The sequence below is a fragment of the Rahnella sp. 2050 genome (genome assembly GCF_040544515.1).
Classification (GTDB): domain Bacteria; phylum Pseudomonadota; class Gammaproteobacteria; order Enterobacterales; family Enterobacteriaceae; genus Rahnella; species Rahnella aceris.
Window position 1 is genome coordinate 389,536 of sequence record NZ_JBEPKE010000003.1, and the last position, 26,700, is coordinate 416,235.

24 protein-coding genes and 1 pseudogene are annotated in these 26,700 nt (G+C 51.4%); 17 read left to right on the top strand and 8 right to left on the bottom strand.

Annotated features, from left to right (window positions below; translation table 11 throughout):
• The first annotated feature begins 25 nt into the window (after nucleotides 1–25).
• Nucleotides 26–898 carry a fumarylacetoacetate hydrolase family protein gene (locus ABIC79_RS15335; protein WP_112151483.1) on the top strand — a complete coding sequence of 291 codons (873 nt, stop codon included), beginning with the start codon at nucleotides 26–28 and terminating at the stop codon, nucleotides 896–898.
• A 6-nt stretch (nucleotides 899–904) separates the two neighbouring features.
• On the opposite strand, the gene ABIC79_RS15340 is transcribed toward ABIC79_RS15335, so the two are convergent.
• Nucleotides 905–2,305, bottom strand: a complete 1,401-nt coding sequence (locus ABIC79_RS15340; RefSeq protein WP_354567787.1) for a PTS transporter subunit EIIC — start codon at nucleotides 2,303–2,305, stop codon at nucleotides 905–907.
• Nucleotides 2,306–2,629: 324 nt separating this feature from the next.
• On the opposite strand from ABIC79_RS15340, the gene ABIC79_RS15345 reads away from it, so the two are divergent.
• Nucleotides 2,630–3,829: an enolase C-terminal domain-like protein gene (locus ABIC79_RS15345; RefSeq protein WP_013577983.1), complete on the top strand. Its 1,200-nt coding sequence runs from the start codon at nucleotides 2,630–2,632 to the stop codon at nucleotides 3,827–3,829.
• A 10-nt stretch (nucleotides 3,830–3,839) separates the two neighbouring features.
• Here the strand turns inward: ABIC79_RS15345 and ABIC79_RS15350 are convergent, their stop codons facing one another.
• Nucleotides 3,840–4,550: a GntR family transcriptional regulator gene (locus ABIC79_RS15350; RefSeq protein ID WP_013577982.1), complete on the bottom strand. Its 711-nt coding sequence runs from the start codon at nucleotides 4,548–4,550 to the stop codon at nucleotides 3,840–3,842.
• Nucleotides 4,551–4,737: 187 nt separating this feature from the next.
• Here ABIC79_RS15350 and ABIC79_RS15355 point away from each other — a divergent pair, with 187 nt between their 5' ends.
• The 3 genes and pseudogenes from ABIC79_RS15355 (at nucleotide 4,738) to ABIC79_RS25665 (ending at nucleotide 5,471) form a co-directional block, all read left to right on the top strand.
• Nucleotides 4,738–5,034 carry a helix-turn-helix domain-containing protein gene (locus ABIC79_RS15355; RefSeq protein WP_121019978.1) on the top strand — a complete coding sequence of 99 codons (297 nt, stop codon included), beginning with the start codon at nucleotides 4,738–4,740 and terminating at the stop codon, nucleotides 5,032–5,034.
• A gap of 4 nt (nucleotides 5,035–5,038) precedes the next feature.
• Nucleotides 5,039–5,260, top strand: a pseudogene (locus ABIC79_RS15360) (HipA N-terminal domain-containing protein); the annotation flags it as partial.
• On the top strand, nucleotides 5,217–5,471 hold the full coding sequence (locus ABIC79_RS25665; protein WP_502947774.1) for a hypothetical protein: 255 nt from the start codon (nucleotides 5,217–5,219) through the stop codon (nucleotides 5,469–5,471). The pseudogene ABIC79_RS15360 and the gene ABIC79_RS25665, both read left to right, overlap by 44 nt.
• A gap of 107 nt (nucleotides 5,472–5,578) precedes the next feature.
• On the opposite strand, the gene ABIC79_RS15365 is transcribed toward ABIC79_RS25665, so the two are convergent.
• The 6 genes from ABIC79_RS15365 to ABIC79_RS15390 form a co-directional block, all read right to left on the bottom strand.
• A complete protein-coding gene (locus ABIC79_RS15365; RefSeq protein ID WP_240966982.1) occupies nucleotides 5,579–6,349 on the bottom strand; it encodes a hypothetical protein in 771 nt (256 codons plus the stop codon).
• 41 nt (nucleotides 6,350–6,390) lie between these two features.
• A complete protein-coding gene (locus ABIC79_RS15370) occupies nucleotides 6,391–7,161 on the bottom strand; it encodes a hypothetical protein (RefSeq protein ID WP_191996270.1) in 771 nt (256 codons plus the stop codon).
• Between the two features lie 40 nt (nucleotides 7,162–7,201).
• On the bottom strand, nucleotides 7,202–7,972 hold the full coding sequence (locus tag ABIC79_RS15375) for a hypothetical protein (protein ID WP_240966981.1): 771 nt from the start codon (nucleotides 7,970–7,972) through the stop codon (nucleotides 7,202–7,204).
• Nucleotides 7,956–10,055: a lipase family protein gene (locus tag ABIC79_RS15380; protein ID WP_119262374.1), complete on the bottom strand. Its 2,100-nt coding sequence runs from the start codon at nucleotides 10,053–10,055 to the stop codon at nucleotides 7,956–7,958. The genes ABIC79_RS15375 and ABIC79_RS15380 overlap by 17 nt, the downstream gene beginning before the upstream one ends.
• Before the next feature lie 193 nt (nucleotides 10,056–10,248).
• Nucleotides 10,249–12,726 carry a membrane-bound PQQ-dependent dehydrogenase, glucose/quinate/shikimate family gene (locus tag ABIC79_RS15385; RefSeq protein WP_121019850.1) on the bottom strand — a complete coding sequence of 826 codons (2,478 nt, stop codon included), beginning with the start codon at nucleotides 12,724–12,726 and terminating at the stop codon, nucleotides 10,249–10,251.
• A gap of 397 nt (nucleotides 12,727–13,123) precedes the next feature.
• Nucleotides 13,124–14,011, bottom strand: coding sequence for a LysR family transcriptional regulator (locus ABIC79_RS15390; RefSeq protein ID WP_013577978.1), 888 nt, complete (start codon nucleotides 14,009–14,011; stop codon nucleotides 13,124–13,126).
• Between the two features lie 140 nt (nucleotides 14,012–14,151).
• On the opposite strand from ABIC79_RS15390, the gene ABIC79_RS15395 reads away from it, so the two are divergent.
• The 12 genes from ABIC79_RS15395 to ABIC79_RS15450 all read left to right on the top strand — a co-directional run bounded on the left by ABIC79_RS15395 (nucleotide 14,152) and on the right by ABIC79_RS15450 (nucleotide 26,697).
• Nucleotides 14,152–15,711 carry an ABC transporter substrate-binding protein gene (locus tag ABIC79_RS15395; RefSeq protein ID WP_013577977.1) on the top strand — a complete coding sequence of 520 codons (1,560 nt, stop codon included), beginning with the start codon at nucleotides 14,152–14,154 and terminating at the stop codon, nucleotides 15,709–15,711.
• 93 nt (nucleotides 15,712–15,804) lie between these two features.
• Nucleotides 15,805–16,689 carry a dihydrodipicolinate synthase family protein gene (locus tag ABIC79_RS15400; protein ID WP_014416608.1) on the top strand — a complete coding sequence of 295 codons (885 nt, stop codon included), beginning with the start codon at nucleotides 15,805–15,807 and terminating at the stop codon, nucleotides 16,687–16,689.
• The gene (locus ABIC79_RS15405) at nucleotides 16,686–17,636 is read left to right on the top strand and encodes a nucleoside hydrolase (protein WP_013577975.1); all 951 of its coding nucleotides are present in this window, start codon (nucleotides 16,686–16,688) and stop codon (nucleotides 17,634–17,636) included. Before ABIC79_RS15400 ends, ABIC79_RS15405 begins: the two co-directional genes overlap by 4 nt.
• 4 nt (nucleotides 17,637–17,640) lie before the next feature.
• Complete coding sequence (locus ABIC79_RS15410) at nucleotides 17,641–18,603, top strand: nucleoside hydrolase (protein WP_112197107.1); 963 nt, start codon at nucleotides 17,641–17,643, stop codon at nucleotides 18,601–18,603.
• Nucleotides 18,600–19,574, top strand: a complete 975-nt coding sequence (locus ABIC79_RS15415; RefSeq protein ID WP_013577973.1) for an ABC transporter permease — start codon at nucleotides 18,600–18,602, stop codon at nucleotides 19,572–19,574. The genes ABIC79_RS15410 and ABIC79_RS15415 overlap by 4 nt, the downstream gene beginning before the upstream one ends.
• On the top strand, nucleotides 19,574–20,491 hold the full coding sequence (locus tag ABIC79_RS15420) for an ABC transporter permease (protein ID WP_013577972.1): 918 nt from the start codon (nucleotides 19,574–19,576) through the stop codon (nucleotides 20,489–20,491). The genes ABIC79_RS15415 and ABIC79_RS15420 overlap by 1 nt, the downstream gene beginning before the upstream one ends.
• A gap of 2 nt (nucleotides 20,492–20,493) precedes the next feature.
• Complete coding sequence (locus ABIC79_RS15425; protein WP_041689189.1) at nucleotides 20,494–22,293, top strand: ABC transporter ATP-binding protein; 1,800 nt, start codon at nucleotides 20,494–20,496, stop codon at nucleotides 22,291–22,293.
• Between the two features lie 181 nt (nucleotides 22,294–22,474).
• The gene (locus tag ABIC79_RS15430; protein WP_121019847.1) at nucleotides 22,475–23,434 is read left to right on the top strand and encodes a 3-oxoacyl-[acyl-carrier-protein] synthase III C-terminal domain-containing protein; all 960 of its coding nucleotides are present in this window, start codon (nucleotides 22,475–22,477) and stop codon (nucleotides 23,432–23,434) included.
• Nucleotides 23,409–23,669, top strand: a complete 261-nt coding sequence (locus ABIC79_RS15435) for an acyl carrier protein (protein WP_013577969.1) — start codon at nucleotides 23,409–23,411, stop codon at nucleotides 23,667–23,669. The genes ABIC79_RS15430 and ABIC79_RS15435 overlap by 26 nt, the downstream gene beginning before the upstream one ends.
• Nucleotides 23,670–23,733: 64 nt before the next feature.
• On the top strand, nucleotides 23,734–24,303 hold the full coding sequence (locus tag ABIC79_RS15440) for a hypothetical protein (RefSeq protein WP_228389021.1): 570 nt from the start codon (nucleotides 23,734–23,736) through the stop codon (nucleotides 24,301–24,303).
• Nucleotides 24,300–25,652 (top strand): MATE family efflux transporter, encoded by a 1,353-nt coding sequence (locus ABIC79_RS15445; RefSeq protein WP_112197103.1) that lies wholly within the window; start codon nucleotides 24,300–24,302, stop codon nucleotides 25,650–25,652. The genes ABIC79_RS15440 and ABIC79_RS15445 overlap by 4 nt, the downstream gene beginning before the upstream one ends.
• Nucleotides 25,642–26,697, top strand: coding sequence for an alpha/beta fold hydrolase (locus ABIC79_RS15450; RefSeq protein WP_013577966.1), 1,056 nt, complete (start codon nucleotides 25,642–25,644; stop codon nucleotides 26,695–26,697). The genes ABIC79_RS15445 and ABIC79_RS15450 overlap by 11 nt, the downstream gene beginning before the upstream one ends.
• Nucleotides 26,698–26,700 lie beyond the last annotated feature (3 nt).

The following is a 26,700-nucleotide window of genomic DNA, read 5'->3' on the forward strand; positions in this document are numbered from 1 at the left end:
GTAAAATAAGAATCTAAGTGCATCTATGAAAATTGTTAATTTCACCATCAATAAAGACCACACCAAAAGCTTCGGTATCTACCAAAAAGAGGGGATTGTCGACGTCGGCAGTCACTCAGGATGCCGCGATATTAACGAATTCATGGCACGCCATTCACTTGCAGAACTGCAACGCTATGTTGAGTCCCCTGCGGATCTTCAACTGAATGACATCAGTTTCCTGCCGGTTATCGACAGGCCGGGCAAAATTTTCGGCGTGGGCATGAACTACGCGGAAAAACGCAAAGAATTTAATGAAACCAGCGACGCGCCGACATTGTTTGTCCGCTTCGCGGATTCGCAGGTCGGTCACAACGGCACCATCATTAAACCGGCTTCTTCTGAGCAGTTTGATTATGAAGGCGAACTGGCGATTATTATCGGCCGCACGGGCCGCAATATTTCAGCAGAAAACGCACTCGATTTTGTCGCCGGTTACAGCTGCTACATGGATGGCTCAGTACGCGACTGGCAGCATAAATGGTATACCGCAGGTAAAAACTGGCCATCGACAGGCGCATTTGGCCCGTGGATGGTGACGCCGGATGAAGTCGGCGACCCGCAAAATCTGAGTATCAAAACCTGGCTGAATGACCGGCTGGTGCAGGACGACACCACAGCCAATATGGTGCACACCATTCCGCAGATGATTGCCTACATCAGCACCTTCACCCAGCTTTCTCCGGGCGATGTGATCATGACCGGTTCACCGGGCGGTGTGGGTAAAACCCGCGTACCGCCGTTGTTCCTGCATGAGAATGACAAGATTGAAGTGGAAATCGAAAATATCGGGCGTCTGACCAATCTTATTCAGAATGCACCGCTGTCTGAGCTTACGCATTCAAAGACAGCGGCCTGATAAATCTCAGCGCGTTTGATTCACCAAAGGCACCGATTGTTCGGTGCCTTTGTTTTTGACGACCATCAGGTAGGTCAGCGTAAACGACAGCCCCAGTGACAGCACTACGCCCATCAGAATGTAAATGAAATAGGGACCGATGTAAGCGGGCAGGCTGAAAATGCTCGACAGAATATAGCCGTACAAACGCACTCCGAAGAACGCGATAAATGCCGACGCCACGGAACTGCTGATGGTGGTGGCGATAAAGGCTTTTTTGTAGCGCGTCAGCACGCCGAATAATGCCGGTTCGGTGATCCCCAGCAAGCCGGAAATCGCCGCAGAGAGCACCACGGATTTTTGTTCACGGGTTTTAACGTGGAAATAAATCGCAAAGGTGGATCCGGCAATCGCCATGTTGGCCATAAACATCATCGGCATCAGCATGTCCCAGCCCTGATCAGTAAAGTTCTGCAACGCAATTGGCGTCATGGCGTGATGCATGCCGGTGAGGATCGCCACCGGGCGGATCGCGCCGACAATAAAGCCCGCAAACACCGCCGATACATCGAACAATCCCTGGATGCCAAACGCCAGCAACTTACCGAGATAAATCCCCGCCGGACCAATCAGCGTCAGTGATACCAGCGCCGCGATAAACAGTGTCAGCGTTGGTGTAAAGACGGTTTTCAGCACATCCGGCATGATTTTATCGACCCAGCGATGGATGTAACTCAGCGCCAGCACCGAGAAAATTACCGGAATGACGCTTGCCGAATAGTTGAAAACAGACACCGGAAGCACATCCATAAAATACAACGCTGTCGGTGCCCCGGCCGTGTGGCTGGCGAGTGCTTTCGCCGCGTCCATCAGTGTCGGGTACATCAGGCAGGCGGCTACGGCAGCGGCCAGATATTCATTGGTTTTGAAGATCTTCGCCGCAGAAACCGTGAGGAAAAACGGCAGGAAGTAAAATACGCCGCTGGCGATCAAATCGATGATCATCACGGTTTCGCTTTTAGCCGATATGACTTTCAGGGCAATCAGTCCGGCCAGTAAACCTTTAATCATCCCCGCGCCCGCAATGGCCGGAACGATCGGGCCGAACACGCCGGAGACAGTATCCATGAACATCGATACCAGGCTTTTTCTTCCTTTTGTGGAAACATTTCCTGTTGGTGTTTCGGCGTTGCCGCTCACCGGATCCAGTTGCGACACGATGGCCTCGTACCAGACATTCACCTTTGGTCCGATGATGATTTGCACCTGATCACTCTGGCTTTGCGCGCCGAGCACGCCGGGCAGATTTTTAATCTCATCCCAGGCCACTTTATTTTCGTCGCGTAAATCAAAACGCAGGCGGGTCATGCAGTGCCAGACTTTATTAATATTTCCCGCACCGCCCACCAGTTTAATTACCGAGAGCATTATTTCTGTATTCACCCTGAACCCCGCGACGAAAAAATCAATTATTCTTTATTTGAGTGAAGAGGAGTGTAATGAGGGATATTTTTAAAAACAAACCAATAAAACAGGATCCCCGTCACAGAACTTCACTGATCGGTGCTGGTTTAGTGCATCATGGTTAAATTGGTCTGTTTTTTGGCGATATTCAGCCATGCTTTCAAACCAAAATAAAAGCCTGAATTTTAGGTTTACAAGCAGGATAAAAATACGTTGAAATAACCTCTATACGAATATTCCCGCCGCCTTTTTGTGAAAAGGAATTACGGTCTTTATTAAGGATTTATCATGCAGCCTGTGCTGATTACTCATATCGAATGTCAGATAACGCGCCCTGATCGTCATAATTTAGTGGTGGTCAGAATTGAAACTGATCGTGGTATTTTCGGTCTGGGCTGCGCGACATTCCAGCAGCGCCCGCTGGCGGTCAAACTGATGGTGGATGAATATCTCAAACCGCTTTTGATCGGCCGCGATGCCAATCACATCGAAGATTTGTGGCAGATGATGATGGTGAACGCTTACTGGCGTAACGGACCTGTGATCAATAACGCCATTGCGGGCATTGATATGGCGCTGTGGGATATCAAAGGCAAGCTGGCAGATATGCCGCTGTATCATCTGTTTGGCGGTAAATCGAAAGATGCCGTCACGGCGTACAGCCATGCGGCCGGTGAAACGCTGGAAGAATTGTACGGTGAAGTGGATCGCTTGCTGGCTGAAGGTTACCGCCATATCCGCTGCCAGCTAGGTTTTTACGGCGGTAATGCGCGTGATTTCCACAGCACCCGCCAACCGACGGCGGGTGCGTATTACGATCAGGATCAGTACATCGACAACACGCTGGCGATGTTCAAAGCGCTGCGTGAAAAATACGGCAATCAGTTCCACATTCTGCATGACGTTCACGAACGGCTGTTCCCGCAGCAGGCGGTGCAGTTCGCCAAAGCCGTCGAGCAGTACCGGCCTTACTTTATCGAAGATATTCTGCCGCCGGACCAGAACGAATGGCTGGCGCAAATCCGCAGCCAGACTGCGGTGCCGCTGGCGACCGGTGAATTATTTAATAATCCGGCGGAATGGAAAGAACTGGTTATTAACCGCCGCATAGACTTTATCCGCTGCCATGTTTCGCAAATCGGCGGTATCACACCGGCATTAAAACTGGCGCATTTCTGTCAGAGCTTTGGCGTGCGACTGGCGTGGCATTGTCCGCCTGATATGACGCCGATTGGTGCAGCCGTGAATACGCATCTGAATATTCATCTGCATAATGCGGCAATTCAGGAATTTGTCGCGTATCCGGCTAACACGCAGCAGGTCTTTCCGGGCGCACGGGCACCGGAGAACGGGTATTTCTATCCGGGAGAAGAAGCGGGCATTGGTGTGGGCTTTAACAGCCAGGCTGCGGCTGAATTTCCGGTGGTGTACCGTCCGCATGAATGGACGCAAAGCCGCCTGCCGGACGGCGTGATCCACACGCCCTGACAACAGGGTGTTACTTCTGGCGGAAAGCCAGATTGTCCTGATTAAACGGGATGATGTAGGTACAGGAATAATCGATGTCGATAATGTCGCTGAACGCATAAACTTTGCCGCCCTGCAAAATGCCTCTGTTGGTAATGTGCATGGCGGCAATGCCTTTTTTACATCCCAGGATGTGCGCCTGTTCTTTATTGACTGTCACCGCCTGATAGCGGGTGAGGGAATGTGAAATCGCATAGCCCTTGCTCAGAACATATTGCTGAATGGAATGTTCGATGGTCTTCTGATTCAGATCACCAAATTCACGGGCAGGCATACGGGAGTATTCAATCTGTACGTTGCGCTGGCTGATACGCCGCAAACGGATGAATGCCCAGATAAAATCATCCACATTCAGATCGAAAACCTGCTGCTCTTCTTTATCCGGCCGCCGCTTGTGCAGCTCCAGCATTTTAAAGCTGATTTCGGCGAATTTCTTTTCGGTGATCGAGTTGTACACCAGCGGATTACTGCTCACGCCGGGGTTAATGTAAATTCCCGAGCCCTGCACAATGCGCACCGCCCCGATGCTCACCAGTTTTTCCAGCGCCTTGCGCACGGTAAAGCGCGAAACCCCGTATTCTTCCGCTAACTGGCGCTCCGGCGGTAACTTCTCCGGCAGCGATCCGCTGTTCTGATAAATCTTGCTCAGTAAATCCTGAGCGATAAATTCGCTTTTTTTCATGAGGTTTCATCCGGGCGTGAAACCGGTATTTGAGCATGAGGGGGCAGTAGTGGGCAAATTACAGCTTATAAACTGTATTTATCTTTAACAGCTTGCAGGCTGTATTTTGTTTTTACAGCCTTTAGGGTGTAATGTGCTGAATACAGCCTATAATCTGTATAAGAACCGCGATACCAGAGCCAAAATAATGAATACAGTCTATCCGTTAAAAACACTTAACCAGCTCCGTCCGTTACTGGTGGGGTTCCGTAAGGAAAAAGGTCTGACGCAAAAGGATGTGTCAGAAAAACTGGGCGTGACCCAGCAGACATATGCCCGACTGGAGGCAAACCCTGCTACTGCCAGCCTTGACCGGCTGTTTCGGGTATTTAATGTGTTGGGCATTGAGATGGTGTTTTCCTCACAATCCGATCCTGAAAAACCCTCTATGGAGGAAATCAAGCCGGATTATTTAAGTACGCCCGCCAGAAAGGAACAATGGTGATGATATGCGTCGTGCGCAGCAGCGTTTAGCGATATGGATGAACGGTATTCCTGTGGGGTACTGGGATAAGCAAAAAGGCGAGGATCGTTTACAGTACTCGCCCGAATGGACAGAGGACCCACAAGGGCGACCTTTGTCGCTTTCCCTGCCGTTTACGCCGGGTAATCAGGTGCATCGCGGCAATGTGGTTCGCGATTATTTTGATAATTTATTACCTGATCAGCAAGATCCTGCGCAGGCATTGGATTAAGCAGGGCGAGCAGAGCGGGTTAGGTAAACGGCAAATAGAAACCATGATCGATGAGCTCATCGAGCTCGTACCGGTCGTTATTGAAAATGTCGCAAGGCAGCTCCCTGCTTCGTTTCCTCCTGAACTGGCAGACGCTATTTTAACCGGGATGGAACAGCAGCGGGTGAGGCTGGAGGCGCAGGTTTAAGATATCAGCACCGCGCGACAAAGCCCCGCCGGTGCAGACCCGCGGGGCTTTATTTACACTGAGAATTCAACTTTTTCCTCCCTGAAGGTAACTTCATAATGACTTCGTTATTTCATGGGTAGCAGTTTTTCGTAATTAGGATAAATATACGGAATTTTTTCGGTACTCCCATCAGGATAAATCGCTGAAAAATCTCTATCCTCTTTTTGTTCAGGCGGAATGAGTGTAACAACTTTTGTTAAATGAATATTCGGTGCAACAAGTATCCGATGTGTATTAAAAAGTTTATATCTGCGTCTCCATTGTTTAAATCCAGTATCTCCACCAAAAAATTTCAAGCTAGTAGTATTATCAATGTGATAAGTAACCATTGGGAAAAAATCTGTCTTTAAAATAATATCCCCGCTGGCTTCCATTGCCCTTCCGGTGCCGTAACCATCACTGAATCCATAATCATCAAAATCGAAGATATAATTAGTAGCGAAAACCTCTTTTCCTTTAACGAGAGGATTGCCATCAGCAATCTTAAAACTGACTTTAATGGAATTAAGCCGCCACTGGCATGGCCCGCCGCCATCAATGGCAATCCGTTGCTGTCTAATGTCACTGTTTGCCTGCGGGTTGAATGCCTGCATAAAACCGTTATATCCGCGAATTTCATAGGCTTCATTACTCGAGTTATAGCTTTTAGTCTTGCACCGTTCAGAACGGTAAAGCATTTGCAATGGCAACAGTGTAATGCCCTCAGGAACCCTGACGGCTATGGTTACTCGCCGGGCATTTTCCGGCGGTGACAGCGTCTGATCTGTTTTGCCATAACAGGCGGAAAGCAAAAATACTGTCGGCAGCAACAGGGCTGTTTTATTTAGAGAATTCAACTTTTTCCTCCTTGAAAATGTAAAATGAAATAATTCCTTTTCTATTTCATTGATAGTAGCTTTTCATAATCAGGCTTTATCTTGCGTACATGCTCAATGCTTCCATTGGGATAAGTGATCATCATCCCGACTCCACGTTCTTCATCACCCTGTAGTAATACCTCTTTCTGAGAGTGTAATATCGGTTCAATGGCTATTTTCTGAGTATCTTGAAGTTTGTAACGTCGGCTCCATCTGTCATAATTTGTGTCACCACCAAACATCTCAATAGATGTTTGATTGAACATTTGATTTATAATAACCATAGGGAAAAAATCTGTTTTCAATTCAAGATTTCCACTGACCATGATTGCCCTACCTGTACCGTAGCCATCACTGAATCCATAATCATCAAAGTCAAAGATATAATTGGTCGCAAACCCCTTTTTCCCCTGCACCAGAGGATTATTATCAGCAATCCTAAAACTGACCTTGATAGAATTAAGCTGCCACTGGCATTTTCCGCCGCCATCAATGGCGATATGTGCCCGCCAGATATTACTGCTTCCTTGCTGACCGAATGGCTTCTCGAAATCGTTATAACCGGGAATATCATGAGGTTCATTACTCGAGTTATAACGCACTGTTTTACACTTATCTGAACGGTAAAGAACTTCCATTGGTAAAAGAACGGTATCTGCCGGAAGCGTGAAGACCACGTCGATCCACTTTGCATTCTGAGGTGGAGACAGAGTGCGGTCGGGAGTGTTATCACAGCCATAAAGCAGCACGATAAAGGATATAACCGCATAATTCTTATTTAAAAAATTCAACTTCTTCCTCCTTGAATATGTAAAACGAAAGAATCCCTTTCTATTTCATCGATAGTAGCTTTTCATAATCAGGCTTTATCTTGCGTACATGCTCAATGCTTCCATTGGGATAAGTGATCATCATCCCGACTCCACGTTCTTCATCACCCTGTAGTAATACTTCTTTCTGAGAGTGTAATATCGGTTCAATGGCTATTTTCTGAGTATCTTGAAGTTTGTAACGTCGGCTCCATCTGTCATAATTTGTATCACCACCAAACATCTCAATAGATATTTGATTGAACATTTGATTTATAATAACCATAGGAAAAAAATCTGTTTTCAATTCAAGATTTCCACTGGTAATTTGTGCTTCACCGGTGGCGTAACCATCACTAAAGCCATAATCATCAAAATCAAAAATATAATTAGTAGTAATTATTTTCTTCCCTTGTACTAGAGGATTGTCATTGGAAAATTTAAAGCTGACTTTAATGGAATTAAGCTGCCACTGACATGGCCCGCCGCCATCAATGGCAATCCGCTGCTGTCTGATATCACTGTTTTCCTGCGGGGGGAATGCCTGCATAAAACCGTTATATCCGCGAATTTCGTAGGCTTCATTACTCGAGTTGTAGCTTTTAGTCTTGCACCGTTCAGAACGGTAAAGCATTTGCAATGGCAATAGTGTAATGCCTTCAGGAACCCTGACGGCTATGGTCACGCGCCGGGCATTTTCCGGCGGTGACAACGTCTGGTCTGTTTTGCCATAACAGGCGGAAAGCAAAAATACTGTCGGCATCAACAGGGCTGTTTTATTTAGAAAATTCAACTTCTTCCTCCGTAACTGCAGCAAAACGTAGCAGGGCATTTTTGCCCACATCTTCTGAGCGGGTGCGGGTTAGTGCCACCGGCAACATATCCTGAAGCGCTATAAATTCCTGGTTTCGCTGTACTTCATCCTGATTAGCACTTCCTTTGGCAGTTGCTTCAATCTCCTGCCTGAACTCAGCCCGCTTCTCCTTCCGGTCCATCTCAAGATCCGGATTTGCCAGCTCAAGTACCTGATTATGGATATAAGGCAGGTAGCGGTGTGCCATAGAATGGCTGGAAGGGTTACTCAAAAGTCCGTCCAGTTCGGGATTAGTGTTTCTGGGGAAGGTTTTTCTCAGGTTAACGGTATCCAGACACCCGATAAACTTCGCCTGATGCTCGCCGGTGGCATTAAGGCATTCTTCATTCAGTGAGGGCACCAGAAAGAGTTTCACCGACTGCTTATGGCAGGTGCTCACCACGCCGGGTGCCGGATTATCGCTGCCTCCGCCGCCTATCCACGGAACGTTCTGATGACGGGATTGCATCACGCACTGCTGAGCCTGGAAAAATATCACTGTATTGCCGTGATGCCAGTAGGGATCTTTTTTATCGGAAATTCCTGTGGACTGAAAAGCCAGGTCGCGAACAGCCACTCCCAAACCGGTAAGTGTTGTCACCGACCAGTCGAAGCCGAGTTTGTCGCCCAGTGGCCCCCATTTCTCATAGAAAATATTGTCTACATCGGCATCGGGAGGAATTTGGGTGACTGAATCGTTATCATTGACGTGGCGGTAATGAGTTACAGCGTCCAGTCCGAGCACTGCTGCGCGAGTGAAGGTGCGTGGCATACCGAAAGTATACAAAATAGGGCGGCTGTTCTTCATCTCGGCAGCATAGGTTAAGGCCAGCGCACCGCCCAGACTGTGACCACAGATGAAAAGTTTTTTCGTGCCTCTCCCTTCATTTAGAGAAGTGATTACGTTCTGAAATCTAAGCTCGAATCTTTGTTTTGCTAGCTGGTAGGCTTTCAAAAAACCGCCGTGTATGTGACCCACGCCACCAAGCTCAGGCTGGCATTTTTTGGGCGCAAAGGAGATATCTGTCAGAGCGTTTAACAAACTGTCCGTACCGCACCACGCAACGATAATGTGAGTATCACACTCAACTGTAAAAAGCCTGGTGTCACCCTCAGGATTTAACCCCTCACCCGTATTCAGATACACAGGTGCAAGATAACGTTCCCGGAAGGGGACATCTACGGCCAGCGTGTGGTAATAAGACGGGAATTCGGCAAACTGCGGGATTGCAGACAGATCCTGACATTTATTCCGGAAGAAATAATCAATGGTATTGTTCTTCGCTTCAGCCGAATAGGCGAGGTCAGCCATAATGCCGAGGTTTAGGCTGTTGGCAAGATCAAACGCGGTGGTGTCATGCAGTGCCAGCACCCACGCCCGGAACGGGCAGATTTCAATGACGTGCCGCTGCTTTAGCGCCTGACACGCTATCTCTGTGCCTTTCAGCGAACGCCCTTGCTGAAAATGAAACTCCGGTGGCTCCTTCTCCTCCCAGCCTTCAATGTGAGGCAACTGATCGCAAAGTTCACCGATGGTCACGTAATGGTGGATATGTCCTGCGGCCTCGGCTTTTTCCTGTACGTCAGATCGCCAGCTTTTATCTCGCGTTTCCCGACGAAAGACATTTTTGCTCACCGGCTGGCTGTTAGGATTGCGCCGAAGTCCCAGCGGGCGCTGCTCCATTTCGTCGGCCAGCTGCTGTGCGTCTGCTTTTACGTCGACCGTTATCCAGGACAAATCGTCGAACCTGACCAGTCCCTGGCTGTCTGTCACTCCGGCAGGGGGATTAGGTGGTGGTGTGGGATCGTAGTGGTGATTACTATATTTTTTCCACATCGCGACGTCTTGCGCGGATGCCAGCGGATGGTATTCCAGTGTGACCTTCAGTCCGGTAACGGGGAGATTATTCTCATCGACAAATTGCAGTTCCAGCCAGAATCTGGGGGTTTCACCACGGCAGTAAACAACCTTACCTTTGGGTGCAACACTGGTGATAACGCTGTTGTCTCCGATGATTTCCATGCCAATTCCTTTTGGTTAGTAAGGGTAATGGTTGCATCATACTCGTCACTCTCCTTAACCCAAATTATTTGTTTAGTATGTTTTAACATTGCTGTCGTGAAGACAGGAACATCATTAAAGGTATCTGTGGGTTACGTTCAACAAAAAAGCCCGCCGGTCTGCACCAGCGGGCTTTGTCGTTTACTGCTAAATCTTACTTCTGATCAGGCAGTGCGTAGGCGATCACGTAGTCGCCGCGTTCTGCGGACTGACGTGCGCCACCGGCGCTGATGATGATGTACTGTTTACCGGTTTTCGGTGAAACGTAGGTCATCGGGCCGGACTGGCTGCCGACCGGCAGACGGGATTTCCAGATTTCTTTACCGTTTGCGGTATCGAACGCGCGCAGATAGAAATCCTGCGTACCGGCGAAGAACAGCAGGCCGGATTGCGTTGACAGGCTCGCGCCCAGCGTTGGCATACCGACTTCCATTGGCATGCGCATTTTGATGCCCAGCGGACCGGTGTCTTTCACCGTACCGACCGGCACCTGCCAGACGATTTTGCCGGTTTTCAGGTTCACCGCAGACATGGTACCGAACGGTGGTTTCTGGCAAGGAATGCCCAGCGGAGACAGGAAACGCTCGCGGACTGCGCCATAAGGTGTGCCGTCCATCGGTACCAACCCCATCTCGATGCCGCTCGCGCCGGTCGGAACCTGGGCACGCGGAACCATGTAGTTCGCCAGACCCAGACGCATATCATTCACGAACATGATGGCGTTGTTCGGGTCAACCGAGACGCTGCCCCAGTTCATGCCGCCCAGAGAACCCGGGAATTGCAGGGAACGATCCAGACCCGGAGGCGTGTAAACGCCCTGGTGACGCATGCCTTTAAACTCGATGCGGCACAGCAGCTGATCCATTGGTGTCGCGCCCCACATATCAGACTCTTTCAGCGTCTGGTTGCCGATGTTTGGCATACCGACAGAGAAAGGCTGCGTTTTGGAGTAGCGTTCGCCAGGGACATTACCCTGCGGTACTTCGCGGTTTTCCACTTTGGCGACCGGCTGGCCGGTTTCGCGGTTCAGCATGAAGATCATGCCTTGTTTGGAGGTCTGCACCAGAACCGGCGTGCTGCCACCTTTCCCGTCCGGCAGGTCATACAGCAGCGGCTGAGACGGCAGGTCGAAGTCCCACAGATCGTGATGGGTGGTCTGGAAGGTCCAGCGGACTTTACCGGTGGCCACATCTACCGCAACAACAGAAGAACTGTATTTGTCATCCAGCTCGGTACGCGTGCCGCCGAAGAAGTCTGGCGTCGCGTTACCGGTAGGCATGTAAATCAGACCCAGTTTTGGATCGTAGGACATGGCCGACCAGACGTTTGGCGTACCACGGGTATAAGTCTGACCTTCCGGTGGCAGTTTGGTGATGTTCGGATTACCCGGATCCCATGCCCACACCAGTGCGCCGGTGTGCACGTCGAATGCACGCACCACGCCCGGAGGTTCGCCGGTAGAGAAGTTATCCGCTACGCGACCGCCAACGACAACCACGTTACCCGCAACCAGCGGGGTAGAGGTTTGCTGGTAGTAGCCAGGTTTCACTTCGCCCATGCCGACTTTCAGATCCACCACGCCGTTGTCACCGAAATCAGCGCAAGGCTTGCCGGTGTCGGCGTTGATGGCAATCAGGCGGGCATCAATGGTTGGCAGGAACAGACGACGTTCACAGGTGGCGCTGACGGTACCGCCGGTGGCAGCAGGCGTTTGCGGTGCGTTAGTGGCAGGCGCGGCGGCTTCTGAAGCAGCGGTCGGGCTTGCCGGTTCAGCAGCAGGCACAGCGGCAGGTTGTGCCGCCGCAGCCTGTGGGGCGGCGCTGTTCTCGTAATAGCCCAGCCCGCGGCAACGCTGCCAGTTAGGTGCGGTGGAGTTGGAATCGTAAGACCACAGCTTTTTACCGTCATCCACATTCAGGGCGATCACTTTGCTGTAAGCGGTACACACAAACAGCTTGTCACCGATTTGCAGCGGCGTGTTCTGGTCTTCAGCGCCGGAGCCGTTGCTCTGCGGGATATCACCGGTATGGGCAATCCACGCAACCTGAAGTTTATCCACGTTGGTTTTGTTGATCTGATCCAGTGCAGCAAAACGGTCGCCAGCGGTAGTGTTACCCCAGTTTTCCCAGTTCTTCTGCTCTGCACCTTTATCTACCGGTTTCACCGGCACCTGATCGCTGTCGGCGCTGATGATTGGCGTCGGAACGAAGGTATTACCGAATGCGGCAATCAGCGCAACGGCCAGAACAGCCGCCAGCGAGAAGCCTGGCCCTTTACGCACCACCAGGCCCGCGCGTGCCTGAAGCAACGGATAGGCCAGTGCCACCAGGAAAGCCAGCACGCCGAAAGTGAACAGGCGGGAGAACAGCGGCCAGAACGTGAAGCCCGCGTCCCAGACAGCCCAGATAATAGAAAGCACAAAGGCCACGGCATACAGCCATGCGCCTGACGGCTTACCTTTAAAAATCAAAACGGCGGAAACGATGAGCGCCAGACCCATCAGCAGGAAGTAAACGCTTCCTCCTAATGTGGCCAGGTACGCACCACCGATACCGAGTGTCAGGCCGATGACGACCATCAGCGCACTCAGTAACCAGAGGAGCCACGTCCACTTGTTATTTGTTGTTGGCATGATTTATCTCACTGCATTGGTTTGTAGAAAATAGGTTGTAGAGAACTGTTGATGAAAAGCTGGTACCACTTAATGACCACCCGTTATTAAATGAACCAAATAGAACAATTTCGCGCAAAGAGTAATACTTCTCATCGAGGTTGTGAATGTGTAACGAAGAGTTTGAAATTAGGTAAATTATTATAGATTAGATTATTATTTATGCAGGTAAATTTTATTCATTGATTTTAAAGAATAAAATAAAGTGTTTTATTCGTTATTTTGATAACTGAAGTGTTTGATATACGTTTTTCATCTAATTAAACGTACCAGCCGTCCGCAGACTTCTCACCATAAAGGGGAGAAGGGGAACACGTTGGACTCACTGGTACGATTTTGGCGAACCTGACGGGGAGTTTTACAAATAGCCTTCAATTAATGTCTTCATTTCTTTGGTGATATGTTCCACCAGACGGCTTTTCGGGATCTGCGGCGGGAAAACGGCGAGATAGGCGATGCTGATATCTGGCGTAAACGGCTTAAGCACGATATCGCTTTTGTGGCTGCGAGCCGTGATGAAATCCACCACACCGATACCCAGATTATTCCCCGCCATCACACAACAATTGTTCAGCGACGTTTCAATCGGGTTATTCATATATAAGTCGAGGCGGCTCATCACCTGATCGAGCTGTTCACGCAGCGGCGTTTTGCGCCCGGGTATAATAGGGCGGTAACGCGTCAGATCCATCGCGGTGACGACATTCTGTTTGGCCAGCGGGTGACGTGGTGACATCACGGCAACGGCATTGGCCCGCGCCAGCATTTCCGCTTCCAGCCCCTTCACATCCGGCTTACCGAAAATGAACCCGACGTCGTACTGATTGCTGGTCACCACATCGGTGATGTGCGTCGTGCTTTCGATATCCAGAAACAGCGAGATATCGTCAATACTCTCAATCAGCGGCGGCAAAATGTGTTCGACGCACAGCGCGGAAAGCGCCGCAACCGTGCCAATGCGCAAAACGCTGCCTTTTGAATGACGTATTTCGTCGGCGATACGTGAAATATGTTCAAGTCCGAGATACAAACGCTCGACTTCACGATACAACTTGATGGCATCGTCGCGCGGGATCAACCCGCGTCCGTCGCGGTCAAACAGCTTCAGATCAACCGCATATTCGAAATCGCGGATCAAGCGGCTGACCGCAGGCTGCGTAATGTTCATCATATTGGCGGCGGCGGTCATGCCACCGGTAAGGATCACCTTGTGAAAAGCTTCTACCTGTCTGGGATTAATTTTCATATGCATCCTCAAGATCCATAACATTTGTTTATGGATGTAACACAAAATACAATTTTCAATTCAGAAGTCCACCCCCTAGACTCCAGTTTACGATCTGATACACATTGCCTGAAAATCTAAAATAATTAAGGGTTAAATGAATGAGAAAGTCCGTTTTGGCAGGAGTGCTTTCCTCAGCACTGGCCACGCTTTTTGCTTTACAGACCGTACAGGCTGCTGATCTTAATATCGGCCTTGCCGCATCAACCACGTCTATGGATCCGCAGTTTTACGTCGGCGGTGCCAACAGTGCGATGGCGCGCAATATATTCGACGGCCTGGTGAATCAGGACGAAAAACAACACATAACGCCAGCGCTTGCAGTGTCATGGAAAGTCATCAACGACACCACCTGGGAATTTGCCCTGCGTCCCGGTGTGAAATTCCACGATGGCAGCGATTTCACTGCCAAAGATGTGATTGCCAGCGTGAAACGCGTGGCGTTGGCCTCAAAAAACAGCCCGAGCGCCTATACGCCGTACGTCAACGATATCGCTGACGTCACCGAAGTGAATCCTTTAACGGTGAGAATTGTCACCAAAGCGCCAACACCATTATTACTTAACAACTTAAGCCGTGTTGCTATTTTACCGGCCCGGCTTGAGACGGTCGGATCGCAAACCCTTAATGAAGGGAAAGATGTCATCGGTACCGGCCCGTTCAAATTTGTCAGCTGGACACCGGACGATAACGTCGTGCTGGCGCGTAACGATCAGTACTGGGGCGGAAAAGCGCAGTGGGATAACGTCACCTTGCGCGTGTTCAAAAACCCGAGTGCCCGCGTGGCGGCAATGCGTTCAGGCGACGTTGATATGATTGAAAGCGTGCCGACGGCAGACGGGCGGGATCTGGGCAAACAAGCCAGTCTGCATCTGGAATCTGTCGCCGGTAACCGTATTTTGTATTTACATCCGGATCAGGATCGCGATGTGTCGCCATTCGCCAAAGGGCCGGATGGCAGCAATCCGCTGAAAAAACGCGAAGTGCGTGAGGCGATGTCGCTGGCGATAAACCGTCAGGCGATTGTGGATCGCATCATGGACGGGCAGGGCGTTCCGGCGTCGCAGCTGGTGCCGAAAGGTTACTTCGGCTATACGCCGTCGATTGCCGCACCGGTTTACGATCCGGTGAAAGCGAAACAATTGCTGGCGCAGGCCGGTTATCCGGATGGTTTTACGCTCACGTTCCATGCGTCGAATGACCGTTATCCGAACGATTCTAAAATTGCGCAGGCGCTCGGCCAGATGTTCAGCCGCGTTGGCATTAAAACTGACGTCGTGACCATGCCGGGCAGCGTGTATTTCTCCCGTGCATCCAAACGCGATTTCAGCCTGATTATGGGCGGTGCGGCGATTGAAACCGGTGAAGCCTCCGGTGTGCTGGGGCCATTGCTCGAAACCTTCGGTCCGAACGGCGGACAAGGCAATCGCGGGCGTTACTCGAACCCTGAATTTGATAAAACACTGCTGCAGGCGCGGGAAACTCTCGACGATGGCCAGCGTGAAAAGTTACTGCAACACGCCACAGAGATTGCGATGAAAGACGAAGGCACCATTCCGTTGCTGTTCCTTTCATACACCTGGGCGATGAAAACACCTTATACCTACGTTGGTCGCTCAGATGGCTATACGTTGCCGTACTTTGTCCATAAGAAACAGTAAGTAAACGCAAAGTGCATACCAAACCCAGGCGGGAATACAGCACCAACACCAGGGCTGTACTAAGGTAGTAGTTTACTAAAAGAGAGAGAAGCTATGACTTCTTTTAGCGGTGTGTATCCCTATCTGGTTTCGCCGGTCACTGATGGCGGCCAGATAGACAAACCAGTGTTAACAGCGCTGGTCGAACACCTGATAAACAGCGGGGTGCATGGTCTGACGCCGCTCGGCAGTACAGGTGAATTCGCTTATCTCAATGCAGAACAACGCACGGAGATAGTGAAAATTGTCGTTGAAGCCGCTCGAGGCCGCGTTCCGGTTATTGCCGGTGTCGCAGCCACCACCATTCAGGACGCCGTAGCGCAAACCGCTCGCTACGTCGCGCTGGGTGTCGACGGTATTCTGGCGATCCTCGAGGCCTATTTCCCGGTGCCCGAACAGGGCGTCGAGGATTATTTTCGTGCCATCGCGACCGCAGCCGGAAAGCTGCCGGTTGTGCTGTATACCAATCCGCAGTTCCAGCGTTCTGATCTCAGCCTGCCTGTCATCGAGCGGCTCAGTCACGTGGAAAATATCAACTATATTAAAGATGCCTCGACCAATACCGGCCGGTTGTTGTCTATTATCGAACGCACGCAGGGGCGGATGCAGGTTTTTGCCGCATCGGCACACATTCCTGCCTGCGTGATGCTGATTGGCGGCGTGGGCTGGATGGCAGGTCCGGCCTGTATTGTGCCGAAGCAAAGTCTGGCGCTGTATGAGGCCGCGAAGCAGGGCGACTGGAAAAAGGCGATGGAGTTGCAGCGTCCGCTGTGGCGCATCAATGAAGTCTTCGCCAAATATTCTATCGCCGGTTGTATTAAAGCCGCGCTGCAATTGCAGGGTTTTGAGGTCGGCGATCCGTTGCCGCCGCAGGTGCCATTAAATCAGGCCGCGCGTCAGGAAATCGCTGACGTTTTACGTTCCGTGGGGGCGCTGTGAAAACCCTGCCGGTGATCATTGACTGCGATCCGGGCATTGACGACGCCATTGCACTGCTCAGCGCGTTCGTCGCGCCGCAACTGAACATTCTCGGCATTTGCACCGTGTGTGGCAATCAGCCGCTGGCGAATACCACACGTAATGCGCTGCAAATTACCGAGCTGGGTTACCGGCTTGATATCCCGGTGTTTGCCGGTTGTCATCAGCCGCTGCTGCGCGCGCCGATCCACGGCCAGTTTCACGGCGAAAACGGTCTGGGTAATACCACCTTTCCCGCGCCACAGAAACAGGCTGACGCCGTTCATGCCGTTAACTTTCTGATCAGCCGCTGTGAGCAGGCGATTGAACATAATCAGCCACTGACGCTGTGCGTGCTCGGGCCACTGACCAATCTGGCAACGGCGCTGCGCATGAAACCTGGGATCACTGAGGGTATTGGTCGCGTGGTGCTGATGGGCGGTGCGTATCGCGAAGCCGGTAACCGCACCATGACCTCTGAATTCAATATGCTCGCCGATCCCCATGCCGCGCATATTGTGTTTTCCTCGGATCTGAACATCACGGTTTTACCGCTCGATGCCACGCATCAGGTGATTCTGACGCCGGAACATGTGGCGAAATTTATCAAAGTCTCCGGGCGGATCTCCGTTCAGTTGGGCGAATTAATGGCGTTCTGGGATCGCAACGACGTGCGCCGTTACGGTTCACGCGGCGGGCCGTTACACGATCCGCTGGTGATTGCTTACGTACTGGCGCCGGAACTGTTCAGCACCGAAAAAGCGCGGGTGTTTGTCGAACACGACAGCGAGTTGTGTATGGGGCAAACCGTCGCTGACTGGTATGGCAAGTCGGGACTGACACCCAACGTTGATATCGTCACGCACGCAGAGGCCGACAAAGTCTTCGCGCTGTTTTACGAACTGCTTTCACGTTATGCCGGGAAATAAAATTATGAGCCAGCGCATCATTATCGATACCGATCCTGGCGTGGATGACGCCATCGCGTTGTGGCTGGCGCTGGCCTCGCCGGAACTGGATGTGCTTGGTGTGACCGTTGTCGCTGGCAACGTGGCGCTGCAAGACACCGTGCGCAATGCCTGCAAAATTGTCGCGTTGTCTGGCAGGACCGCTACGCCCGTTTATGCCGGCGCACCCGGTCCGCTGGTGCGTGAACAGGTTTATGGCAAATACGCACACATTGGCGCGTTCAAAAATGAACTGGTGCCTGACACGGAACTGCAACCGCAGGCCGGACACGCGGTGGATTTTCTGGTGCGGACATTACGACAGGCCGCCGGAGAGAACTCACCGATCACCTTGTGCGTCATCGGTCCGATGACCAATATTGCGCTGGCGCTGGGAATGCACCCGGACGTCGCGCGTGGCATTAAACAGATCGTCACCATGAGCTGCGCCTTTACCGCTCTCGGCCATCGCGTGCCGTGGGCTGAATTTAACGTCTATGCCGATCCGCATGCCGCCGAAAAAGTGTTTAACAGCGGCGTGCCATTGATCATCATGCCGCTTGATATGACTTTTCAGGCGCTGATCAGCGCAGATGATATTGAAGCATTAAAACAGGACGGCGGCCTGCCGGGCGAATCTACTTCTGCTTTACTTAATGCGTTTGACCGCAGTGATCTCAACCGGTTTGGCCGCGAAGGCGGGCCGGTGCATGACGCCACCACCGTCGCGTGGTTGTTGCAGCCAGGCCTGTTTGAAGGCCAGCCCGCGCGCGTGGGCGTAGCGGTTTCCGGTACTACCGCCGGATATACCTACGCGGATTTCTGGAACAAACTGTCGACGCCGCCTAACGCCACGGTCATGCAGAAAGTGGATGAATACGGCTTTTTCAGTCTGCTGCGCCGTGTTTTCTCGCGATACGGCAGCCGCGATGGCGACGCAAACGCATGAGCCGTTACCTGCTCGGGCGTTTCGGGCAAACGTTGCTGACGCTGCTGGTGATGTCGTTGCTGGTTTTCGGCGGCGTGTATCTGGTCGGCAATCCGGTTGACCTGCTGCTCAGCACGACCGCGACGCCTGCTGAACGCCTGAGTGTGATCCAGTCTTTTGGCCTCGATAAACCGGTGTGGGAGCAGTATGGCCTGTTCGTGGTCAATGCCCTGCATGGCGATATGGGTAACTCCTTCATCTACAATCAGCCCGCGCTGCACCTGATTTTCCAGCGTATGCCCGCCACGCTTGAACTGGCGCTGGTGGCGTTTATGCTGGCGCTGGTGATTGGCATTCCGCTCGGCGTATACGCCGGTCTGCGCCCTGACGGCTGGTTATCGAAGTCGATCATGACCGTCTCAATTTTAGGCTTCAGCCTGCCGACGTTCTGGATTGGCCTGATGATGATCATGCTGTTCAGCGTCAAACTCGGCGTGCTTCCGGCCTCCGGACGTGGTGCCACGGTAGACATTTTCGGCGTCCCCGTCAGTCTGTTTACCGCCGACGGTCTCGCGCATCTGATCCTGCCCGCCCTGAATCTGGCGCTGTTTAAAATCTCGCTGATTATCCGTCTGACCCGCGCCGGTGTGCTCGAATGCCTGCAACAGGACTTCATCCGTTTCGCCCGCGCCAAAGGTTTATCGGAAAGCCGCATCGTGCTGGTTCACGTCCTGAAAAACACCCTGATCCCGCTGATTACCGTCATCGGCCTTGAGCTGGGTTCGCTGATTGCTTTCGCGGTGGTCACTGAAACCATTTACGCCTGGCCGGGGATGGGCAAGCTGATCATCGATTCTATCGCCGTACTCGACCGGCCGGTGATCCTGGCGTATCTGATGATCACCGTGGTGATGTTCAGCCTGATTAATCTGCTGGTGGATGTGCTGTATGTGCTGGTGGATCCGCGCGTCCGGCTGGGGGGCGAAAACTGATGGCGTCTGATTCCGTACATTCGCGCAGCGCTGTTCAGGGCAAACCGCATTCCGCGTTTTACCACACCGTGCGTGCGCTGCTGCGCAACAAATTCTCCTTATGCGGTCTGATCATTTTAGGTATCGCCATTGTGCTGGCGGTGCTGGCGCCGTGGATCTCGCCACAAAATCCTTATGATTTATCGCAGCTCGACATCATGGATGGCCGCCTGAAACCGGGCACCACCAGTATGAGTGGCATGATTTACTGGCTGGGCACTGACGATCAGGGGCGCGATTTGCTGAGCGCGATTTTGTACGGCACGCGAACCAGTCTGCTGGTGGGTGTCTCCAGCGCGATGATTGCGCTGACCATTGGCGCAGCACTGGGGCTGATCAGCGCTTACGTTGGTGGCAAAACGGACGCGCTGATCATGCGTATTGTCGATATCCAGCTCAGCTTCCCGCCGATCCTGATTGCGCTGATTTTGCTGGCGGCACTCGGGCAGGGTGTCGATAAAATCATACTGGCGCTGGTGGTCACGCAATGGGCGTATTACGCACGCACCATTCGCGGCTCGGCGCTGCTGGAACGTCGCCGCAGTTACGTGGACGCTGCGCGCAGCATGGCGCTGTCGAACCCGCGCATTCTTTTCCGTCATATTCTGCCCAACTGCCTGCCTCCGCTGATTGTGGTGGCGACCATGCGTATTGCTTACGCCATTATGCTCGAAGCCACGCTGTCGTTTCTTGGCATCGGTTTGCCGGTGACCGAGCCTTCGCTCGGCCTGCTGATCGCCAACGGTTTTGATTACCTGATGTCCGGCGATTACTGGATAAGCTTCTTCCCCGGCGTCACGCTGCTGGTACTGATCGTCGCCATCAACTTAGTGGGTGACGCCCTGCGCGATATCCTCAACCCGCGGAATAAAGATTGATGATGCAACCCCCGGTTTTACAGGTCGATAAACTGAATACCGCGTTTTCCGTGGGCGGCGAATGGCTGAATGTGGTGCGGGACCTTTCGTTCTCGATTGGCCCGAAAGAAACGCTGGCGCTGGTGGGCGAATCCGGTTCGGGTAAAAGTGTGACGGCGATGTCCGTCATGCGTTTGCTGGATGAAAAGCAGACCCGTTATTCCGGCAACATCCGGTTTGACGGTCAGGATTTACTGAGTCTCAACCGTTCGCAGATGCAAAGCATTCGCGGCAACCGCATCGGCATGATTTTTCAGGAGCCGATGACCAGCCTGAATCCGGTGCTGAAAATCGGCGTGCAAATCACCGAAGTGCTCAAACGCCATCGCGGCATGGACGATAAAACCGCGCGCGCCGAAGCCGTCCGGTTGCTGGAGAAAGTACGTATTCCGGCGGCCACCGCACGACTCAATGAATATCCGCTGAGTTTTTCCGGCGGCATGCGTCAGCGCGTGGTGATTGCTATCGCGCTGGCCTGTAATCCGCGTTTGCTGATTGCGGATGAACCGACAACGGCACTGGATGTCACCATTCAGGCGCAAATTCTGGCGCTGATCAAATCCTTGCAGGAAGAAGAGGGCATGTCCGTGCTGTTCATCACCCATGATATGGGCGTGGTGGCGGAAGTGGCGGATCGCACGCTGGTGATGCACCGTGGCGAAGCCGTGGAACAGGCAACCACGCGGGAAATCTTCCATCATCCCACACATCCTTATACGCGCGCGCTGCTGTCGGCGGTGCCGCGACTGGGCGCGATGAACGGCGTGGCGCTGCCGAAACGCTTCCCGCTGACCGACAGCCAAACCGGCGAAGTGCTGCCGGTGGCGGAGTCTGTCGATACGCTGCGCACCGGTCAGCCGGTGCTGGAGGTTAAAAATCTGGTGACGCGCTTTGATGTGAGATCCGGTCTGCTGCGCCGTGTTTCTGCCCGGGTGCATGCGGTGGAGGATCTGTCATTCAGCCTGCAACCGGGCGAAACGCTGTCACTGGTGGGGGAATCCGGCTGCGGGAAATCCACCACCGGACGCACGATTTTACGTCTCACGGAAGCGACTTCCGGTGATGTGCTGATCCGCGGGCAGGATATCCGCCGGGCTGACAGTGCACGGCTGGCGGATATCCGCACCCAGGCGCAGATGATTTTTCAGGATCCGTATGAAAGCCTGAACCCGAGAATGCGCATTGGTCAGGCGATTGCCGAACCGATGATAAGCCTCGGCTTGCATGATGCCGCCAGCGCCAGCATTCGCGTGGCGCAACTGCTGGAACAGGTCGGCTTGCAAAGCAATATGGCGACGCGCTTTCCGCACCAGTTTTCCGGCGGTCAGCGGCAGCGTATCTGTATTGCCCGCGCACTGGCGCTGGAGCCGAAAATGATCATCGCTGATGAAGCCGTGTCGGCGCTGGATGTGTCAGTCAAAGCGCAGGTGATTAATCTGATGCTCGATCTGCAACAGGAACTCGGGCTGGCGTATCTGTTTATTTCGCACGATATGGCGGTGGTCGAGCGCATCAGTCACCGTGTGGCGGTGATGTATCTGGGCGAAATCGTCGAAATCGGTTCGCGTGCCGATATCTTCGAAAACCCGCAACACGCCTATACCCGCAAACTGCTGGCCGCCGTGCCGGTGCCCGACCCGGATGTTCACCGCACACGTCCCGTGGTACCGGAAGAGCTTGCCAGCCCGCTGCGCTCAGCCACTTATCAGCCGCCGGTGCGTCATTACCGCGAAGTCAGCAACGGTCACTTTGTACAGCTATAACGGCTCCGTTTGTACGCTGTTCTTTCCGATTTTCCCTCCTGAACACTCATAACATTCCATTTTTGGGATTCAAAAATGGGAATTCCTGCCCTTTAAGCAATTGCAGGCAAAAAAGACGTTTTTTTTCTGGGATTATGGACTGCGTTTATAATAACTCTAAAATAATTCCCTGTGAGAATATATGTTGCCACTTAATGATTTATGCTGGTTGCCTGGTCGCATCTCTTTAAGGCCATTAAGTACGCTTGAATCATCTCATAATTTAAAAACAGGCGCGCGTAAGGTACTTGAACGTTATTACTCTCTGCACACAGTGGGAATGTTCTCTGGTAGCCATACAGAAATGTTACATGAAACCCTTTCAACTCTGGTGAATGAAAATCTGAATGTCGCTAAGGGGCGGGGATATTTGGTCTATGCAAAAACGCAAACGCATAATACTTTTTTTGATGACTGCTGGCTTGATGAGATAGCGGCCCGTTGTGGAATCGGGCATTGGGAAAAATTAACAATTAGTCTCAATCATTGCGCATCGGCTTTGTCGGCGATTCATTTATTAAAGAACCGGGTAATAAAAAGCCAGTTGCCGATGATCCTCATCACCGGTGAAAAGGCTTTCCACTGTGATATTAATAAGCTTGATAATAGTGTTATGGCGGAAATTCCTGCTGCCATGCTCCTCAATGCGGGGCATTCACCGTGGCAAATCAAGCAAACCGCCGTGCGGCATCTGTCTTCATTTTATAATAATCACAGAGAATTTCCGGCTGCCCGACGGCGGGAACTTTTCTCCTCACTCGAACAAGATTATTATGATTTCTATCTTTACGTACTGGATAAGTTTAGCCTTACGATTGACCATATAGATGCGATTGTTCCGGGTAATATAGATTTACCCATGCTCAGGAGAATTGCCGATAAACTGAACTTCAAGGGCGAGCTTTTTACTGAGCATATATCAGGATATGGACACGCTTATTGCTCCGATATTTTATTTAACTTGTCTTCTTTATTAAAGAGCTTCGAAGGTAAAAGAATTCTCTGTGTTGCTATGGGGATGGGGATAACGATGTCCTGTATCCTGATTGAAAAAAACGAAAATAATGAGGTAAACCATGTCACAACTTCTGTCAGCCGTTAATGATGCATTAAATGATGTCATGTCTGCAAAAATCAACATCACGCCGGAAACGGATTTTAATGAAGATTTGGATCTCGATTCAGTATTATTTGTGCAGTTCTTATTAACGCTGGAAGAAAAGATCCCCGGCCTGATGTTTGAACCTGATCAAATCAACCAGGATGCCTTCACCACTGTCGGGAAACTTATTCAATGGATTGAACAGCATCTGCAACTGGAGAGCTCTGATGTGTGAAGCAGAGTTTACCCGACTTTACTTTTTGTTCAGGGACCATGAGCCGGCAGAAGCCTTCCGGCAGATGCGGCAGAAATGGGCCAACCCGGCCAGCGGCGTATTTTGCGGCGGGTATCAGATTCTGGCAGCAGAAGGTGAAACCTGCGCGGAGCAGCACGCTGAGTCTGATCGTATTCTGGCGTCACTCGGGATTGCTTTGCAGCATACCGGCACAGAAACCATCACTGATGATCCGATCCCGCTGATGGCTTCTTTTGCGGCGCGCCTGGGGCTCCTGAGCCAGATCCTGGCGGTGAGCTGGAAGCACTTATCCGCGCGAAAAAGTTTTGGCATAAAAACCACCCGACATCAGTTAGTGAAGGCGGATTTTGCCGATCTGAGCAACCAGACAGATTTACTTTTGCTCCAGTGGCAGATGCGCATTACGGCGCAGGACTATGCTGACCCGGAAGCGGATCACTGGCAGATTACGGAGCTAACCAACCGGGCAGAAAAACTGATGGGCGGGCATGGCTATTTATCAGGCTCGACGCACAGCCTTTCTTACCTGTCGATGATGATTTACAGCCTGTACGGGAAGGCCGCAGACGCTGCCATAACCGTGTTGCCAGCACGTCAGGAGCGTAGAGTATGAATACTTCACCTGAGATGACGTTGCTACGGCGTAACAGCCTGAGCAAAGATATCGCGGACCTGCTGAAGTTAGCCTGGCCGATGATCGTGGTGGCCATTGCCGTCTCATTTTCGCAAAACATTCAGACCGCGATTCTGGGGCACGGGAAAGAAACCAGTTCAATTTATTTGCTTTCGATGCTCCAGCCGTTCAGTTTCTTATTCCTGGCTATTCTGGAATGCCTGGCTATCACCAATCAGGTTTTCAGTGCCCGTTCGCTGAATATGTGGTCCCGCCAAAAGGTACTGGCGGCGACCTCCCTGCTGGCGACACTGGGCATCGTGATTGTGGCGCTGCTGAGCGGCGTGACGGCGCTTTGCGCTCCTCTTTTGCAAACCCTGTTGCCGGTCGCCGGCAATGCATTTTATTCCTCGGCATTACCGCTCTATTTCCTTTCCATGCTGCCGTTTATTCAGCTTGAGATGTGTAACAGCGCATTGCGCGGGCAGGGGAAAAGCGCGCTAAGCATGCTGTTAGTCATCGCGTATATCGTGCTGAATGCGTTGATCTGCTACACCGGCTATCAGGTTTATGGATTAGGCTTCAATTCGATTATTATTTCCAACGCCCTGGCTTCTGCTCTGCTTATCCCTGTCGCGCTTTGGCTGGTACGGCGTACCGGTCGCCATGCGGAAGATGACCGCCCCGGCGCATTTATTCCGCGTCTCAGCGGGCTTTTGCTTCAGGTGGGGATGCCCATTTTTGCCTCGTTAGTGGTACTGTTTTTCAGTTCTCTGCTGATATTCCCGTTAATCGGCACCCTGGGTGAGCAATATGTCGCCGGTTTTCTTATTGTGACCAAGATTCGGATGTTTATTGTCATCCCCGCCGTGGCCTGCGGATCCGCGCTGGCGATATTAATTAACCAGCGGCTGGCCATCAGCAGCGGAGAAGAATTAAAACGATTGCTGCACCGTGGGTTAGCCTTTATTTGCATTATTTACCTTCTGCTGACCTCCGGCGTCTATTTCACCGAAGTGAGTCTGATAAAAATTCTGTCCGGTGACCGAATAATTCAGGATGTCAGCAGCCAGATTTTACTGATTCTGTTACCGACGTTTTTCATGACGTCTTTTGTTGCCTCGCTTCAGGCATTGCTGGAACAATTAGAACAGGCCCGGCGTGTATTGGTATTAACCGTTATCATCGAATTGCTGACTGTCATCACCTTGCTGGTGGGATGGGATAAGTTCTCGCAACTGCAAAGTATTATGAATCTGATCATTGTCTTTAATGTGGTGTACTTTATCGCGTTCGGCAGAGAATACTGGCGGCTGGCCAATAAAATAGGAAGTGAGAATGTTTTATAGCTTCTTTTATCCGGTCCTGTTGTTTTTATCGCTGGTTCACCAAAATTATCTGCGGGTTTTGGTCATTATGCGATTGCGTCCGACGTTACTGATGAAAGCCAAAATAAGGCCTGCGACGCATTATACCCGGGCATGCAAATTAATCAGTTTATTCGACTTATATTCCCTGCATGCCATGTCTTCCTATCTTTCTGCGTTATACGCGTTGCGTCTTTTCGAAAAGACCCGGCCTTTACCCTATAAGCAGGGGGAAATCATGCTGCTCAGTCGCTGCGTGCAGGAGGAGCTTTATTGGCGCAAATCTTTTGTTAAGGTCTTCATTTATCCGCAAGCGGATCCCCAGGCAGAAAAAGTGTTGCTTCTTCACGGGTGGGATGGCCGGAGTATAATGTTACGGCAGATGGCGCAGCGGTTGCAGGAAAAAGGCTATACGGTTTTTGCGCCTGACCTGCCCGCACATGGTATTTCTCCCGGAAAAAAAGTGTCTTTCTATGATCTGTCGCGGGCCGTCATGGAGATGGAAAAGCATTACGGGCACTTCTCTGTGATCATTGGTCATTCGACCGGCGGATTAATTGGCTGCATGGCCGCGCTACAGGGACTGCTTTTTAAACGGATGATTTTAATCGGCAGTCCGTGCAGTTACGGGAAAATGATGGACAGATATGTCCGCAATAATAAACTGCCCAGGCGCATTGCCGTATCGATGAAAAAGCTTTATCAGCGCCGCTATGGTGTACATCCTGATGTTATTGGTCCCGAGCTTATCGGTTCAATAACGCAACCTGTCATGATATTGCATGATAAGAATGATCTCAGTATTGAACTGGATGAGGCCGAAATACTGAGCCATTCATTGAAGAAAAGTGAATTAATCGTTACAGAGGGAAAGGGCCACAACGGCGCATTACGTGACCCTGTTGTTTTCAATTATATTTCAAACTTTCTGAGGGATACTTTGCATGAGGATTTTTCATCTTTCCATGAACCAAAACTGATATTGCGTGTAGAGAATAATAAAAAATGGCATAAGAAATCTTATTAATAA